Annotated in this window: 14 protein-coding genes; 10 read left to right on the top strand and 4 right to left on the bottom strand. The window is 59.8% G+C overall.

Going from position 1 to position 15,661, the window contains the following annotated elements; all coding sequences use genetic code 11:
• Nucleotides 1-58: 58 nt before the first annotated feature.
• Nucleotides 59-502 (bottom strand): MarR family transcriptional regulator, encoded by a 444-nt coding sequence (locus LZG00_18850; protein MCF3596045.1) that lies wholly within the window; start codon nt 500-502, stop codon nt 59-61.
• Nucleotides 503-803: 301 nt separating this feature from the next.
• Between LZG00_18850 and hmgA the strand changes: the two genes are divergently transcribed.
• From hmgA to LZG00_18810, 8 genes are all read left to right on the top strand, one after another.
• Complete coding sequence (gene hmgA, locus LZG00_18845; GenBank protein MCF3596044.1) at nt 804-2,165, top strand: homogentisate 1,2-dioxygenase; 1,362 nt, start codon at nt 804-806, stop codon at nt 2,163-2,165.
• Nucleotides 2,166-2,248: 83 nt separating this feature from the next.
• The gene (gene fahA / locus LZG00_18840; protein ID MCF3596043.1) at nt 2,249-3,505 is read left to right on the top strand and encodes a fumarylacetoacetase; all 1,257 of its coding nucleotides are present in this window, start codon (nt 2,249-2,251) and stop codon (nt 3,503-3,505) included.
• An 80-nt stretch (nt 3,506-3,585) separates the two neighbouring features.
• A complete protein-coding gene (locus tag LZG00_18835) occupies nt 3,586-4,536 on the top strand; it encodes an MBL fold metallo-hydrolase (GenBank protein MCF3596042.1) in 951 nt (316 codons plus the stop codon).
• Between the two features lie 151 nt (nt 4,537-4,687).
• A complete protein-coding gene (locus tag LZG00_18830; GenBank protein MCF3596041.1) occupies nt 4,688-6,310 on the top strand; it encodes an FAD-dependent oxidoreductase in 1,623 nt (540 codons plus the stop codon).
• Complete coding sequence (locus LZG00_18825) at nt 6,307-6,501, top strand: DUF2783 domain-containing protein (protein MCF3596040.1); 195 nt, start codon at nt 6,307-6,309, stop codon at nt 6,499-6,501. Before LZG00_18830 ends, LZG00_18825 begins: the two co-directional genes overlap by 4 nt.
• A gap of 198 nt (nt 6,502-6,699) precedes the next feature.
• Nucleotides 6,700-8,592: a cation:proton antiporter gene (locus tag LZG00_18820; protein MCF3596039.1), complete on the top strand. Its 1,893-nt coding sequence runs from the start codon at nt 6,700-6,702 to the stop codon at nt 8,590-8,592.
• A gap of 82 nt (nt 8,593-8,674) precedes the next feature.
• Nucleotides 8,675-10,090, top strand: coding sequence for a pyridoxal-dependent decarboxylase (locus LZG00_18815; GenBank protein ID MCF3596038.1), 1,416 nt, complete (start codon nt 8,675-8,677; stop codon nt 10,088-10,090).
• Between the two features lie 3 nt (nt 10,091-10,093).
• Nucleotides 10,094-10,873 carry an HpcH/HpaI aldolase/citrate lyase family protein gene (locus tag LZG00_18810; protein ID MCF3596037.1) on the top strand — a complete coding sequence of 260 codons (780 nt, stop codon included), beginning with the start codon at nt 10,094-10,096 and terminating at the stop codon, nt 10,871-10,873.
• A gap of 47 nt (nt 10,874-10,920) precedes the next feature.
• On the opposite strand, the gene LZG00_18805 is transcribed toward LZG00_18810, so the two are convergent.
• From LZG00_18805 to LZG00_18795, 3 genes are read right to left on the bottom strand one after another with little or no spacing between them, the layout of a single operon-like run.
• Nucleotides 10,921-12,036 (bottom strand): CoA transferase, encoded by a 1,116-nt coding sequence (locus LZG00_18805; GenBank protein ID MCF3596036.1) that lies wholly within the window; start codon nt 12,034-12,036, stop codon nt 10,921-10,923.
• Nucleotides 12,037-12,726 carry a DsbA family protein gene (locus tag LZG00_18800; protein MCF3596035.1) on the bottom strand — a complete coding sequence of 230 codons (690 nt, stop codon included), beginning with the start codon at nt 12,724-12,726 and terminating at the stop codon, nt 12,037-12,039.
• A complete protein-coding gene (locus LZG00_18795; GenBank protein MCF3596034.1) occupies nt 12,723-13,265 on the bottom strand; it encodes a DciA family protein in 543 nt (180 codons plus the stop codon). Before LZG00_18795 ends, LZG00_18800 begins: the two co-directional genes overlap by 4 nt.
• Nucleotides 13,266-13,346: 81 nt before the next feature.
• Between LZG00_18795 and LZG00_18790 the strand changes: the two genes are divergently transcribed.
• Both LZG00_18790 and LZG00_18785 read left to right on the top strand, forming a co-directional pair.
• Complete coding sequence (locus LZG00_18790) at nt 13,347-14,411, top strand: A/G-specific adenine glycosylase (GenBank protein ID MCF3596033.1); 1,065 nt, start codon at nt 13,347-13,349, stop codon at nt 14,409-14,411.
• A gap of 24 nt (nt 14,412-14,435) precedes the next feature.
• Nucleotides 14,436-15,569, top strand: a complete 1,134-nt coding sequence (locus LZG00_18785) for an alkane 1-monooxygenase (protein ID MCF3596032.1) — start codon at nt 14,436-14,438, stop codon at nt 15,567-15,569.
• Nucleotides 15,570-15,661: the final 92 nt, after the last annotated feature.

Raw genomic sequence — 15,661 nt, 5'->3', positions numbered from 1 at the left:
CGCAGGTCGCGCCATGTCCTTTGTGAAACACGCACCGCGCGACTCATCCTGGCACCACTCATTCTTCCTCGGCATGCGCCAATTTCCGCAATAGCCGCCGCAACACCTTGGCCTCTTCATCGGTAAACTGCTCCAGAAGCCCGGCATTATACTCCAACGCAACCTCGCGCAGATCACGATACGCCCGCATCCCCGCTGTTGTCAGGTCCAGGTATTCCAACCGCCGATCCGCCTCGTCGCGCGTTCGCGTAAGATACCGCCGTTCAGACAGCTTGGCGACCGCCCGGCTGATCTTGGTTTTGTGCATTTTTGAGCGCCGCCCGATTTCCCGCGCCGTCATCTGCCCATAAATCCCGAGGTGAAACAGCACCCGCCATTCGGTGCGCAACATGCCGTATCGCCCCTTGTAGACCTGCTGAAACCCAAGCGAGCTTTCCTCGGCCGCCTGGTTAAGCAGATAGGGCAGAAAATCCTGCAAATCGAACTGGTTTTGATCTGGCATCACATCTCCTTTACTTTTGGTTACATATGAACCCGTCCCGATAGCAACCAGCTTTTGCTATCAACGTAACGAATCTGCGGCCCACTTTCCTGCCGACTGGCACTTTTTCCCTCGTTTCGATACCATTGCCCCCTGCGAACAACGGCCACCACGAATCTGCAAATTCCAAATCCGGTCTCACCGATCCAAGCCTTCCCTACCTAGGCCATTCGCGGCAAGTCATGGGTATCTTCAAATCCAGGCGTTGTTAGTTACAAAACAGACTGTTAACAGCGCAACCACCTGACAGGAGACGCGCAAAATGAACATTGAAACCAAACCCTCCGGCATGGTTCAGGCCCCTTCACTGGCCGGCCCGCATCAGGGCTACATGCCCGGCTTCGGCAATGATTTCGAGACCGAAGCCCTGCCCGGCGCCCTGCCCCAGGGCATGAACTCACCACAGAAATGCAACTATGGGCTTTACGGCGAGCAGCTCTCGGGCACCGCTTTCACCGCCCCCAGCCACCAAAACGAGCGGACCTGGTGCTATCGCATCCGCCCTTCGGTAAAGCATTCACATCGCTACGAGAAAATTGATCTCCCCCTTTGGAAATCTGCCCCCAACGTCGACCCCGACGTGGTCTCTCTCGGCCAATACCGCTGGGATCCCGTGCCTCATTCCGAAGAAAAGCTGACATGGCTCACCGGAATGCGCACCATGACCACAGCAGGCGACGTGAACACCCAAGTCGGCATGGCATCCCACATCTATCTCGTCACCGAATCGATGCGCGACGCTTATTTCTATTCCGCCGATTCAGAACTGCTGATCGTGCCGCAAGAAGGCCGCCTGCGCTTCGCCACCGAGCTGGGAATTATCGACCTTGCACCGCAGGAAATCGCCATCATCCCGCGCGGCCTGCTCTACCGCGTAGAAGTGCTCGAAGGCCCGGCGCGCGGCTTTGTCTGCGAAAACTACGGCCAGAAATTCGAGCTTCCGGGCCGCGGCCCGATCGGCGCCAACTGCATGGCCAACCGGCGCGATTTCAAATCCCCCGTGGCCGCTTTTGAGGATCGCGACGCCCCCTCGACCGTCACCATCAAATGGTGCGGTCAGTTCCACGAGACAAAAATCGGCCATTCTCCGCTCGACGTGGTGGCGTGGCATGGCAACTATGCGCCGGTAAAATACGACCTATCCACCTATTGCCCGGTCGGCGCGATCCTGTTCGATCATCCCGACCCGTCGATCTTCACCGTGCTCACCGCCCCCTCGGGTCAGCCCGGCACCGCCAATATCGACTTTGTGCTCTTCCGCGAACGCTGGATGGTGGCCGAAGACACCTTCCGCCCGCCATGGTATCACAAGAACATCATGTCCGAGCTGATGGGCAACATCTATGGTCAGTATGACGCCAAGCCCAAGGGCTTCATCCCCGGCGGGATGAGCCTGCACAACATGATGCTGCCGCACGGCCCCGACAAGAACGCTTTCGAGGGCGCGTCGAATGCCGACCTCAAAGCCGAAAAGCTCGACAACACCATGTCGTTCATGTTCGAAACCCGCTTCCCGCAGCATCTCACCGGTTTTGCCGCCAACGAAGCCCCGCTTCAGGACGACTACATCGACTGCTGGAGCGATATCGAAAAGAAATTCGACGGCACACCCGGCAAGAAATAACATCTGGCGGCGCGCCGAATGCGCACCCTACACCAACACCGTAGGGTGTGCTTCTTGCGCACCGTTCACACAAGGAAACGCGAATGTCTCTTATGAAATCTTGGGTCTCTTCGGCCAACGATCCGAAACACCCTTTTCCGCTCAACAACCTGCCCTACGGCGTCTTTTCCACCGACACGCTTGAGCCACGCTGCGGCGTTGCCATCGGTGACATGATCCTCGACATGGCTGCCGCAGAAGAGGCCGGGCTGATCACCCTCACCGACGCGCCGCTGTTTGACGTGCCGTTCTGGAACGAGGTGATGGAAGAAGGCCCCGAACTCTGGGCCGCCCTGCGCGCGCGTCTCACCGAAATTCTGGCCGAAGGCTCCGTCGATCACTCCGAGGCTGAAGCCATGCTCGTGGCACAGAAAGACGCCGAGATGCACCTGCCCATTCTGGTCTCGGAATATACCGATTTCTACGCTGGCAAGAACCACGCCGTAAACGTCGGCACAATGTTTCGCGGCGCCGAAAATGCACTGCCGCCCAACTGGTTGCACATCCCCATCGGCTACAATGGCCGCGCCTCTTCGGTGGTGATCTCCGGCACCGATATTCGCCGCCCCTGGGGTCAGCTCAAATCACCCGATCACGATCTGCCTGCCTTCCTGCCCTGCCGTCGCTTCGATCTCGAACTTGAAATGGGCGCCATCGTCGGCCAGCCCTCGGATGGTCCGATCACGGTGGATGAGGCCGACGCCAACATCTTCGGCTACGTGTTGCTCAACGACTGGTCCGCGCGCGACATCCAGGCCTGGGAATACCAACCGCTCGGCCCGTTTCAGGCCAAGGCAACCGCTACCTCGATCAGCCCATGGATCATCACTACGGCAGCACTTGAGCCGTTCCGCTGTGACACCCCCGCGCGCGAAGTCGAATTGCTGCCTCATCTCAAAGATACCGGCCCAATGCTCTACAACATCGACCTCAAGGTGACACTCGCGCCAGAAGGCAAAGCGCCCACTACCATCGCCGAGACCAACTACAATCAGATGTATTTCTCCGCGCCGCAACAACTCGCACATCACACCACCTCAGGCTGTCCGATGAACCCCGGCGATCTCCTCGGCTCCGGCACCATCTCGGGCGCCACCAAATCCGAACGCGGCTCGCTTCTCGAGCTTAGCTGGGGCGGCAAAGAACCCCTCACGCTCGACACCGGCGAGACCCGCACCTTCCTTGAAGATGGCGATACGCTCACACTCGAAGGCGCGGCCTATGGCGACGGCTACACCATCGGTTTTGGCGCCTGCACCGGCACGATCCTGCCCGCGCTGAAAGACCCTTACGCACGCTAAAGCGTTTCATCTTGCCCAAAATATCCCCGCCGGAGGCTCCCCTACCTCGCCCCGGCGCAACCGAACAAAGGAAACACACCATGGCCAAAGCATTCGCATCCCAAGGCGACATGTCCGAGAAAAAAATCACTTTCGAAGAAGTCGGCAAGGATCTCTATGCCTTCACCGCCGAAGGCGATCCCAACTCAGGCGTCATCATCGGCGATGAGTCAGTGATGATCGTCGAGGCCCAGGCAACCCCCCGTCTTGCCCAGAAAGTCATCGATTGCGTGCGCACCGTCACCGACAAGCCGATCTCTCATGTCGTGCTCACCCATTACCACGCCGTGCGCGTGCTTGGTGCTTCCGCTTATGGCGCCGATCAGATCATCATGGGCGACGCTGCCCGCGCCATGGTGGTAGAGCGTGGTCAAGAAGACTGGGATTCCGAGTTCCAACGCTTCCCGCGCCTTTTTGAAGGCCACGAGAGTATCCCGGGCCTGACCTTCCCCACCACCACCTTCAGCGAAGACATGACCGTCTATCTCGGCAACCGCCGGGTTGATCTCATGCACCTTGGCCGCGCCCATACGGCGGGCGATATCGTCATCCACGTGCCCGATGAAAACGTGATGTTTACCGGTGATATCGTTGAATATCATTCGGCCTGCTATTGCGGCGATGGGCATTTCTCCGATTGGGGCGACACGCTCGACAACATCTCCTCGTTTGATGTCGATGCCATTGCGCCGGGCCGTGGCGACGCACTTATCGGGCCCGATATGGTCAACGCCGCCATCGAAAACACCCGCGATTTCGTCGAAAGCACCTATCGCCCCGCCGCCCGCGTCGCAGCCCGTGGTGGCAGCCTCAAAGACGCCTGGGACGCCGTGCGCGCCGAATGCGATCCCAAGTTTGCCGACTACGCGATTTATGAGCATTGCCTGCCGTTCAACGTCGCGCGCGCCTATGACGAAGCACGCGGCATCGACACCCCACGCATCTGGACCGCTCAGCGCGATCTTGAAATGTGGGACGCCCTGCAAGGCTAAGCCGGTTTGACGCTGAAAAACCAGCTCACGCCGCCCTGACAGCGCGCCTGGCTTGATCATTATCAAGCCTGATCGAAATCAAGGGCATAAAAATTCCGGCATGTGAGGATGGTGCAAGGCCATCCCACATGCCGCCCCCGGAGGAGAAACCATGAATAAAATCTTCGAAATCCCGCTCTACGCCTACGAGCGTTCGCCAGATCAGGACGCAACCAGCCCCGTGCGCCATCCCGTCGTGATCATCGGCGCGGGCCCTGTCGGCCTCGCGGCGGCCATTGATCTCGCGCAACACAACGTGCCCGTCGTCATTCTCGATGACAACGACAAGGTCAGCTTCGGCTCGCGCGCCGTCTGCTATGCCAAGCGCCCGCTGGAAATTCTCGATCGTTTGGGGTGCGGTCGCGAAATGGTCGACAAAGGCGTTGAATGGAACCTCGGCAAGGTCTTCTTTGACGAACGCCAGGTCTATGATTTCAACCTGCTGGCAGAAGACGGCCATGAATTCCCCGCCTTTATCAATCTGCAACAATATTACTTCGAAGAATACCTGGTGAACCGCCTGCGCGAGCTGCAAGCGCAGGGTGCCGAGATCGACATTCGCGGCAAGAACAAGGTCGAGGCAATCGGCAATCACGTCGATCACGCCCGCATCGAAGTCGAAACCCCCGAAGGCCCTTATATGCTTGAGGCCGATTGGCTGATCGCTTGTGATGGTGCCAATTCCCCCACCCGCCGCATGTTGGGGCATGATTTCGTCGGTCGCGTATTTGAAGACAACTTCCTCATCGCCGACGTGATCATGGAGGCCAAATTCCCGACCGAGCGTTGGTTCTGGTTCGACCCACCGTTCAATCGCGGTCAATCGGCCCTCTTGCATAAACAGCCCGACAACGTGTGGCGGATCGACTTTCAACTCGGCTGGGACATCGACAAGGAAGAAGAGCTCAAGCCCGAAAACATCGACAAACGCCTGCGTGCCATGCTGGGCGACGACATCGAATATGAACTCGAATGGTCCTCGATCTATACCTTCCAATGCCGCCGGATGGAGCATTTCCGCCATGGTCGCGTGCTCTTTGCCGGCGATTCTGCGCATCAGGTCTCACCATTTGGCGCGCGCGGTGCAAATTCCGGCCTGCAAGACACTGACAATCTGGTCTGGAAACTGAAACTCGTGATGGATGGCAAGGCCCCCGAGGCATTGCTCGACAGCTATGATTTCGAGCGGGTTTACGGCGCGGATGAGAACATCCTCAATTCCACCCGCTCAACCGATTTCATCACCCCCAAATCCGAGATGAGCCGCCTCTTGCGCGACGCCGTGCTCGACCTTTCCGAACATCACGAATTTGCCCGCCCTCTGGTCAACTCTGGGCGTCTTTCCCTGCCTTGCACCTATGACGGCTCACCGCTCAATTCGGCCGATGCCCTGGAAGGTGCACCCAAGCGCACCCGCCCCGGTTCGCCCTGCCCCGATGTGCCGCTGAAGGACGGCTATCTGCTGAAGCAACTGGCGGGCCGCTTCACCCTGCTGACCATCGACGCCGACGCGCCCGATGATTTCGAGGAAGACGGCATCGCGGTCACCCGGCTGGCGCTCTCCTCCACGGATGACACAACCATGGCACTCAAGGCCCGTTATCTCGGCGATGCGCCTTCAGGCGTCTATCTCATCCGCCCGGATCAGCACGTGGCCGCGCGCCGCGATACATGGAACGAAAACCTCTTCCGCGCTGCCCTACGCCGCGCCACGGGCAAGGAGCAACTGCAATGAGCGATCTCAACCTGACCCCGAACATCGACAAACCCGATGATTTCTATGCCGAGTTGCTGGCCGCTCACGAGCCGCTGAGCAAAGAACAGAGCGACGCGTTCAATGCCCGGCTCATTCTTATTCTGGCCAACCATATCGGCGATCGCGACGTGCTTCGCGCCGCGCTCAAGGCCGCCGCACTTAAAGGCTAAAGCGCGCGCCCCGCGCGCCTTGCCCCCACAAAAACAGGTCGGCTCGCTCACATGCGGGTCGGCCTTTTTTCGATCTGCGCCGCCATCGCATCTTCATCCCATACCTTGCACCCTTGCCACGCGCCGCATTCCACGCTTCACTGATCATTAACACGCAACACCCGCTGGCTCTTTGCTGCGGCAACCCGGCAGGTATCCATGACCGATTTCCTCCTCCTCGCCTTCGTCTTTCTCGTCGCCGGGGTAGTGTCGGTTCCCATCGCTTCGCGCCTCGGGCTGGGCTCGGTGCTGGGCTATCTCATCGCCGGAATCGTAATCTCGCCGCTTCTCGTGCTGCTCAATGTCGATATCGTTTCGATTCAGCATTTCGCCGAATTCGGCGTGGTGATGATGCTGTTTCTCGTCGGCCTCGAACTCGAACCGAAACTGCTCTGGGACATGCGAATGCGCCTTCTGGGTCTGGGTGGAGGTCAGGTCGGCCTGACCACGCTCGCCGTCATGGCCATCGCCATGGCACTGGGCCAGCCCTGGTCGGTCGCACTTGCCATCGGTCTTGTCTTTGCGCTCTCCTCCACCGCTATCGTGCTGCAAACCCTTAATGAAAAAGGGTTGATGAAATCCGACGGTGGACAATCCAGCTTTTCGGTCCTGCTGACCCAGGACATCGCCGTCATTCCCATGCTCGCTTTCATCCCGCTTCTGGCCCTGCCCGAGCTGATGCACAGCGCGACGGCCGTAGCAGATCACGCCGCCGCAGCGGCTACTGAGGGCGATCACGGCCCGGGTCTCAGCCTCGTTGATGGCCTCAACGGTTGGCAGACCGCTCTCGTTACGCTCGGGGCCATCGCCGCCGTGGTCATCGGCGGCTCGTTTCTCACCTCGCCAATTTTCCGCTTTATCTCAGCCGCTAACCTGCGCGAGCTCTTCACCGCCGCTGCCCTGATGATCGTCATCGGCATTGCCCTGTTGATGAGCCTCGTTGGCCTCTCTCCCGCGCTTGGCACGTTCCTTGCGGGCGTGGTTCTGGCCAACTCGGCCTACCGTCACGAACTTGAAAGCGATATCGACCCATTCAAAGGCCTGTTGCTCGGCCTCTTTTTCATGACCGTGGGCGCTGGCATCAACTTCACGCTTCTTGGCGAACACCTCCTGCTGATCGTCGGCCTGACCCTCGGACTTATGGCACTCAAAACCTTTGTCCTTTTGATCCTCGCCTATGTGTTCAAGCTGCGTGGCACCGACAAATGGCTCTTTGCCCTCGGCCTCGCACAGGCCGGGGAATTCGGCTTTGTGCTGCTCTCCTTCACCGTCGCCAATGGCGTCATCCCTCCCGATCTGGCCGACCGCCTGCTCTTGGTGGTGGCACTTTCGATGTTGCTCACGCCCGCACTTTTCATCCTCTATGATCGCGTTCTCGTCCCGCGCTACAGCGTTGAAACCACCCGAGAAGCCGACGATATGCCCGAAGGCTCCAAGATCCTTATCGCCGGAGCGGGCCGTGTTGGAGGGTTGTTTGACCGGATCATGCGCGTCGCAGGCATCGCCACCACCGTGATTGATTTCAACTCCCGCCGCCTCGACGCCATGGCCGCCTTTGGGGTGAAGCATTATTACGGCGACGCCACCCGCCCCGATCTGCTGCACGCCGCAGGCATTGGCGAGGCCGCCATTTTCGTCATCGCCATTGATGACCGTGAAAAGATCACCGAACTGGCCCACTACGTCACTTCAAACTATCCCAAGGTGCATGTCATCGCCCGCGCGATGGACCGCGATCATGTCTATGATCTCTGGCAGGCAGGCTGTCGCGACATCATTCGCGAGACTTATGACAGCACACTCAGAATGAGCCGCTCAGCATTTGAAGCCTTGGGGATCGACCCCACCACCGCCGAGCGCATGGTTGATGCCTTCAACGAAACTGACCGTCGTGCAATGATTGCCGTGGCCGACGTCCACAAACCCGGTGTTCCGCCACATGAAAACGAAGAATACGTGGCCCGCGTGCGCGAACTCCTCGTCCCGTGGGAAGCTGAACTGGCCGAGACGATAGCCGAGATCCGCGCCACCTCAAAGCAGGCCGACGCATAACACCCAACCCAACGCCCACCTATTGTCTCAACCAATCAAATGCCATATCGTTAACAGATTAACTAAAACTTGGGAGCAACCGATGCGCTGGAGCGAATTCCCGAAATGGGGTAAATGGGCCGCCGACTGGGCGGCAAATTATCACGCCACATTGCGCGACCGGCCCGTGCGAGCCCGGACCAAACCGGGCGAGATCGCCGCACAACTGCCCGCGTCGCCCCCCGACGCGCCCCAGCCCATCGAAGACATCATTGCCGATTTCGAATCCATCGTGATGCCCGGCATGACCCATTGGCAGCACCCGCGCTTCTTTGCCTATTTTCCCTCCAACGCCTCTCCCGCCGCCGTGCTGGCCGACAATCTGATCGCCGCCACCGCCGCGCAATGCATGCTCTGGCAGACCTCCCCGGCCGCGACCGAAATGGAAACCCGCATGATGGATTGGCTGCGTCAAGCGCTCGGCCTTCCGCAAGCCTTCCACGGCGTCATTCAAGACAGCGCCTCCTCGGCCACACTCGCCGCCGTGCTGACCATGCGCGAACGCGCGCTAGATTGGGACGGCAACAAATCCGGCCTGCCGGGTCAGAAAACCCTGCGCGTCTATGCCAGCGCCGAGGTCCACACCTCGATCGATCGCGCCATCTGGATATCCGGCATCGGTGCGGCCAACCTTGTGCGCATCCCCACCCAAGGCCCCCTGCGCGGAATGGATCCACGCGCCCTCAACGACGCTATCGAACGTGATATCGCCGCCGGGCACATCCCGGCTGGCATCATCGCCTGCACCGGCGGCACCGGCACCGGGGCTTGCGATGATATCGCCGCCGTGATGGATGTCGCCGAAGCCCATGGCATCTTTACCCATGTCGATGCTGCCTGGGCTGGCTCCGCCATGATCTGCCCCGAATATCGCGAGCTTTGGACCGGGGTCGGGCGCGCCGACAGTGTCGTACTCAATCCGCATAAATGGCTCGGCACGCAGTTTGACCTTTCGGCCCATTTCATCCGCTCGCCTGAAGATCTCACCCGCACGCTGGCGATTCAGCCCGAATACCTCAAGACCCACGGCGCAGACGGCGTCATCAATTATTCCGAATGGTCGATCCCGCTTGGCCGCCGGTTCCGCGCGCTGAAACTCTGGTTCCTGATCCGCGCCTATGGCCTCGATGGTCTGCGTGAAATGCTGCGCAACCACGTAAACTGGACGCACGGCCTCGCAGAAAAACTCCGCGCCAACCCCGATTTCGAAATCATTACCGATCCGGTTCTCGCGCTCTTTACTTTCCGCTTCGCCCCCAAAGGTGCGCGAGACCTTGATGATCTGAACCTTCGCCTGATCAATGCGATCAACGACGATGGCCGCATCTATCTCACCCAAACCCGCACGCAAGACAAATTCGTGATCCGCTTCACCGCGGGGCAATTCAACGCTACCGAAGTCGACATAAACACCGCCCACAACGTGATCCTCGAGATCGCAGCAAGCCTCAAGGAGTAAGCCATGCCCGCCCCCATCAACCGCTTCAAACAGGCCTTGAACGAAGACAAGGTCCAGATCGGCTGCTGGGCCGCTTTCGCCGATGGCTACGCCGCCGAAATCATGGGTACCACAGGCTTTGACTGGTTGGTGATCGACGGCGAACACGCGCCCAACGATCTGCAAACCATCTCGGCGCAAATTCATGCCTTGAAACACACCGAAACCGAAGCCGTGGTGCGCCTGCCCATCGGCAATGAATGGCTGATCAAACAGGTGCTTGATGCGGGCTGTCAGACGGTCCTCGTCCCACTTGTCGAAACCGCCGAGCAAGCCGCGCATCTGGCCCGCGCCATGCGTTACCCACCCGATGGCATTCGCGGCATGGGTGGCGCTGGCGCGCGCGCCACCGGCTTCTCGGGCATCCCCGATTACGTTACCACCGCCAATGAACAGGTTTGCCTGCTTGTGCAGGTTGAAACCGCCAAGGGCATGGAAAACCTCGACGGAATCCTCAACGTTGAAGGCGTCGATGGAGTCTTTATCGGCCCCGCCGACCTTTCCGCCGACATGGGCCACCCCGGCAATCCCACGCACCCGGACGTGGTCGAGGCGATCCGCACAGGCCTTGGCAAAATCGCCGCCTCCGACAAATCCGCCGGCATCCTCGCCTTCAAAGATGAGGTCGCACAGGACTATCTCAAATGGGGCGCACAATTCCTTGCCGTGGGCATGGACGTTGTGCTTTTGGTCAACACCGCACGCGCGCTAAGCAGCAAGTGGCACGACCGCCTGAAAGATTAAAAAGACAATGGCCCGGCATTGCTGCGGGGCCACCGTCAACCTATTGCTCAGCCGTCGTCCTGCCCCAACTTCGGGCTGGCCCGTTTCAGCTTCAATTCTGCCTCGCTAAACCGAAACGGCGCACGCACACCCGGCACGCCGTCCAATTCGATCTGCATACCGCGCGCCTGCACTTGCGGGTCGGCAAACACCTCGGCCATATCGTTGATCGGCCCGGCGGGAATCCCCTCGGCTTCGCACCCCGCCAAAAGCTCGGCCTTGGTGCGTTTCACCGTCTCGCCCATCAACAGATCAATCATCTCAGGCCGGTTCGCTACCCGGTCGGCATTCTTGAGAAACTTCACGTCCTCCGCCATCCAAGCCAGTCCCAACAATCCGCAAAGCCGCTGATATTGCGCGTCATTTCCCGTTGCGATGATGATATGCCCGTCCGCACAATCAAACACCTGATAGGGCGTCAAATTGGGATGATAATTCCCGGTCCGCCCCGGCGGTGTGCCGGTGGTCAGATAATTCATCGCCTGATTGGCCGTCACCGAAACCGCAACATCCAAAAGCGCCATATCAACTTGCTGCCCCCGCCCCGTACGCTCGCGCTGATAAAGCGCCGCCAACACGCCCGAGACCGAATAAACCCCGGTGAAAATATCCGTCACCGCCACGCCAACACGCTGTGGCTGGCCATCGGGTTCGCCCGTAATCGACATCAACCCAGACATACCCTGAATGATATAATCATACCCGGCGCGATGCGCATAAGGCCCCGTCTGCCCGAACCCGGTGATCGAGCAATAGATCAAACGCGGATTGAGCGCAGATAGGCTCTCAAAATCCAGCCCGTATTTCTTCAAGCCCCCGACTTTGAAATTCTCGATCAGGATGTCGGCATCAGCAATCAGCGCCCTAAGCCGTTCCAAATCGCTTTCCTCACGGAAATCCACCGTGATCGAGCCTTTGCCGCGATTGCACGAATGAAAATAGGCCGCCGTCCGGTCGCCCTCGCGCTCAACAAAAGGCGGACCCCACTGGCGCGTATCATCGCCCTGCGGAGCCTCCACCTTGATCACATCCGCGCCCAGATCGGCCAGCGTCTGACCAGCCCAGGGGCCAGCCAGAATCCGCGCCAACTCAACAACCTTCAAACCCTCAAGTGGCGCCGACATTCAGCCCTCCAGCTTCGCGTCGATCGCTTCCTTGATGGCGTTCCATGAATTCCCGTCAAGCTTGACACCATCCACAAGCACGGTCGGCGTAGCCTCGATATTGTCAGCCTCGGCGTTCGTCTCAAACCAATCAACCAGAGCCTTGGCCTTGTCAGCATCCTGCATGCAGGCATCAACCCGCTCTTCGCTCAGGCCCGCAATCTTGCCCATCTTGCGCAGACTGCCCGCCAAAACCACGGGATCGCTCGACGCCAGCCATTCAGACTGCTTGGAGTAGAGCATATCGGTAATGCCAAAGAAGCGGTCACTTTCACAACGCGCCAGCATTGCCGCCCAGAGCCCGACCCGATCAAAATAGACATCGCGGTAGATAAAGCGCACCTTGCCGGTGTCGATATATTCCGACTTCAGCTGTTTACCCTGATTCATGTGAAAATTGGCGCAATGCGGACAGGTGAACGACGCATATTCGATCACCGTCACGGGCGCATCCTCGGCTCCCATGACCATCTCGACAATCTCGCCAGCTTCCGCCGCTTTTTCCATCGTGTCACCATTTTGTGACGCCGCAGCGGTATCCGAAGCAGCATGGCTCTCAGCCACACTTTTCCCCGTGCCGAGGACAACCGCGGCCCCACTGGCAAGGACGATCAGCGCGACGGCAGGCAATGTAAGGTGTTTCATGATCATTCAATAGGCCCTTTCTGGCGTTTCGATCTGGATAGAACGTTTTGACCCAAAGCTTCAAGCGCCGCGCGCAAGCCGTCGTCACCCACAGGTGCCGCGACATCCGCCACGCGGCGTTTTATAACCGGATCAGGTGCTTTTTCGGAGTTTTTGGGCGCGCGATGCTCAAAGTTGGCTTGGCCCTCGGCAAAGCCCGTGGCGTGGGTCTGGGTGATCCTCACCCTTGAGATGGCGTTATAGCCATAGACCGTATTGACCCGCTCGCGCAGTTTTTCCTTTTGCATTTCCAAAAGCGGCGCATTGGCCCCCGTGGTCAGCAGCGTCAAGGTCGCACCAAAGCCACCACGCCCATAGGAAATCTCGACAGGGCGCGACATCGCTGACGTTTCTTCGCCCACGATTTCAACCCAATGGGTCAAAAGCCGGGTCACGGCAAAACCCCGCGTCTCCCCGGCCTTGCGGATCTGTCCGCTCAGCAAGACAGACGCACGGGCAAACCCCTTGCCCCTGCCTTTCGCTTTCATACCCGCGCGCGGCGCCATGCACCCCTCCCTTGGTTCCTTCCCAGTTTAGTGGCAGGAAGGCACCGCGAACAGGGAAAACCCCGCAAGAAGGGATAACACATGCGTGACACGCCACCAGACAAGACAGCCGAGCTTCTAAGCTGGTATGACGCCCACGCCCGCACCCTGCCTTGGCGGATAAGCCCGGCTGATCATGCGCGCGGTCTGCGCCCCGATCCTTATGCGATCTGGCTTTCCGAGGTGATGTTGCAACAAACCACCGTCGCCGCCGTCAAAAGCTATTTCCAACGCTTCATGACCCTCTGGCCCACGGTGGGCACGCTGGCCGCGGCGCGCGACGAAGATGTCATGGCCGAATGGGCCGGCCTTGGCTATTACGCCCGCGCCCGTAACCTCTTGAAATGCGCCCGCGCCGTCACTGCGCTCGGCGCGTTCCCCAACACACGCGACGAATTGCTCAAGCTCCCCGGCATCGGCCCCTATACCGCCGCCGCCATCGCCGCCATCGCCTTTGATCGCCCCGAAACCGTAGTCGATGGCAATGTCGAGCGCGTCATTGCGCGACTTTATGACGTGCAAACGCCCCTGCCCGCCGCCAAACCCGACCTCACGGCGCTGGCCGCCGCGCTCACGCCGAAAAATCGTCCCGGCGATTATGCTCAGGCCGTGATGGATCTCGGCGCCACCATCTGCACGCCAAAAAGCCCGGCCTGCGGTATCTGCCCATGGTCGCCACACTGCCTTGCCCGCACCAATGGCACCGCCGCGACCCTACCGCGCAAGACCCCGAAAAAACCCAAACCCACACGCCTCGGCATCGCCTATGTCGCGCGCCGCGCCGATGGCGCGTGGCTGCTTGAGCGCCGCCCCGATCGCGGCCTGCTTGGAGGTATGCTCGGCTGGCCCGGCGGACCATGGGGCGACACAGCCGACGATCTGCCCCCCCTTAAAGCCGACTGGCAGGAAATCAACGCCGAAGCCCGCCACACCTTCACACACTTCCATCTGCGTCTTGCCATCCGTGTCGCCATCCTGCCGCAAGACACGGCACCCGATACCGGCACCTTCCTCACAAACAACGAATTTCGCCCCTCAGACCTGCCCACCGTGATGCGAAAGGTCTATGATCTCGCCAAAGACGCCCTATCTTCGCCAAACGCCTAAGAACACCTGTACCGGAGCAACCCGATGATCACCGCCCAAGAGCTTGCCCGCCCGCAAAACGCCCTGCCGTTCTGGCTCTCGCTGCTGCTCATTCCCATCGCCTGGCTCGGCGCTATCCTGGGTGGCTGGTATGTGCTGCTCCTGCCGGTTGTCACCTGGTATCTCTTCTCTGCACTCGACGCGGTGCTCGGCCTCAACCTCGAAAACGCCGACCTCGAAACAGACGACGATGACCTCACGCTCTACAAGGCAATCACCACGCTCTGGGTGCCGTTGCAATTTCTCACGCTCTTCGGCCTGATCTGGTATGCTGGCCACACCGACCATCTCTCAGCCCTTGAGAAAATAGGCCTGTTCTTCGGCGTCGGCGTCATCACCGGCACAGTCGGAATCAACTATTCCCACGAACTCATGCACCAAAAAAGCCGCGCTGAACGCTGGCTCGGCGACCTCCTGCTCGCCATGGTGCTCTATTCACATTTCCGCTCCGAGCACCTCCTGGTGCACCACCGCTATGTCGGCACGCCGCGCGATCCAGTAACAGCGCGCTACAACGAAGGGTTTCATCGTTTCTACCCCCGCGTTCTAATTTCATCGCTCAAATCCGCGTTCCGCGCCGAGCGCGAAAAACTCGCCAAGGCAGACCGCGACTGGAGCGATCCCTCAAACCCGTTCTGGCGCTATTGGGCGCTTCAACTCATCATGCTCGCGCTCGCCTTCCTGCTCGCAGGCTGGCTCGGTCTGCTCCTCTTCATCTTTCAGGCCGGCGTCGCAATCTGGCAACTTGAACTGGTTAATTACGTCGAACACTACGGCCTTACCCGAAAACACCTCGGCGACGGCAAATACGAACACGTCATGCCACATCACAGCTGGAACGCCGCTCACAAAGCCTCAAACTGGCTGCTGATCAACCTCCAGCGCCATTCCAATCACCACTATAAACCCAACCGCCGCTTTCCCTTGCTGCAAAACTACACCGACGCCCAAGCGCCCCAGCTGCCCTACGGCTATCCGGTCATGACCATGGCGGCGATGGTCCCGCCGCTCTGGCGCCGCATCATGAACCCGCGGGTCAAGAAATGGCGCGCCATGTATTACCCCGAAATCACCGACTGGAAACCCTACAACAAGGCGCAAAACCCAATGCCGCGCTGAGCAACCCGCGCGCCCACCCAGTCGTCCTATATTCATCTTGCCAAAAATATCCCGGGGGTGCGGGGGCAGCGCCCCCCCGACAGCCCCCCCCC

It is taken from the genome of Rhodobacteraceae bacterium LMO-JJ12, assembly GCA_021555075.1.
Taxonomy (GTDB): domain Bacteria; phylum Pseudomonadota; class Alphaproteobacteria; order Rhodobacterales; family Rhodobacteraceae; genus JAKGBX01.
The sequence above is the reverse complement of the archived record's forward strand: the minus strand, read 5'-3'. Positions and strand labels throughout refer to the sequence as shown.

Excerpts from the sequence above, each read along its gene's own strand:
- LZG00_18850 (MCF3596045.1), bottom strand. The coding sequence starts at position 502 with ATGCCAGATCAAAACCAGTTCGATTTGCAGGATTTTCTGCCCTATCTG.
- hmgA (MCF3596044.1), top strand. The coding sequence starts at position 804 with ATGAACATTGAAACCAAACCCTCCGGCATGGTTCAGGCCCCTTCACTG.
- fahA (MCF3596043.1), top strand. The coding sequence starts at position 2,249 with ATGTCTCTTATGAAATCTTGGGTCTCTTCGGCCAACGATCCGAAACAC.
- LZG00_18835 (MCF3596042.1), top strand. The coding sequence starts at position 3,586 with ATGGCCAAAGCATTCGCATCCCAAGGCGACATGTCCGAGAAAAAAATC.
- LZG00_18830 (MCF3596041.1), top strand. The coding sequence starts at position 4,688 with ATGAATAAAATCTTCGAAATCCCGCTCTACGCCTACGAGCGTTCGCCA.
- LZG00_18825 (MCF3596040.1), top strand. The coding sequence starts at position 6,307 with ATGAGCGATCTCAACCTGACCCCGAACATCGACAAACCCGATGATTTC.
- LZG00_18820 (MCF3596039.1), top strand. The coding sequence starts at position 6,700 with ATGACCGATTTCCTCCTCCTCGCCTTCGTCTTTCTCGTCGCCGGGGTA.
- LZG00_18815 (MCF3596038.1), top strand. The coding sequence starts at position 8,675 with ATGCGCTGGAGCGAATTCCCGAAATGGGGTAAATGGGCCGCCGACTGG.
- LZG00_18810 (MCF3596037.1), top strand. The coding sequence starts at position 10,094 with ATGCCCGCCCCCATCAACCGCTTCAAACAGGCCTTGAACGAAGACAAG.
- LZG00_18805 (MCF3596036.1), bottom strand. The coding sequence starts at position 12,036 with ATGTCGGCGCCACTTGAGGGTTTGAAGGTTGTTGAGTTGGCGCGGATT.
- LZG00_18800 (MCF3596035.1), bottom strand. The coding sequence starts at position 12,726 with ATGATCATGAAACACCTTACATTGCCTGCCGTCGCGCTGATCGTCCTT.
- LZG00_18795 (MCF3596034.1), bottom strand. The coding sequence starts at position 13,265 with ATGGCGCCGCGCGCGGGTATGAAAGCGAAAGGCAGGGGCAAGGGGTTT.
- LZG00_18790 (MCF3596033.1), top strand. The coding sequence starts at position 13,347 with ATGCGTGACACGCCACCAGACAAGACAGCCGAGCTTCTAAGCTGGTAT.
- LZG00_18785 (MCF3596032.1), top strand. The coding sequence starts at position 14,436 with ATGATCACCGCCCAAGAGCTTGCCCGCCCGCAAAACGCCCTGCCGTTC.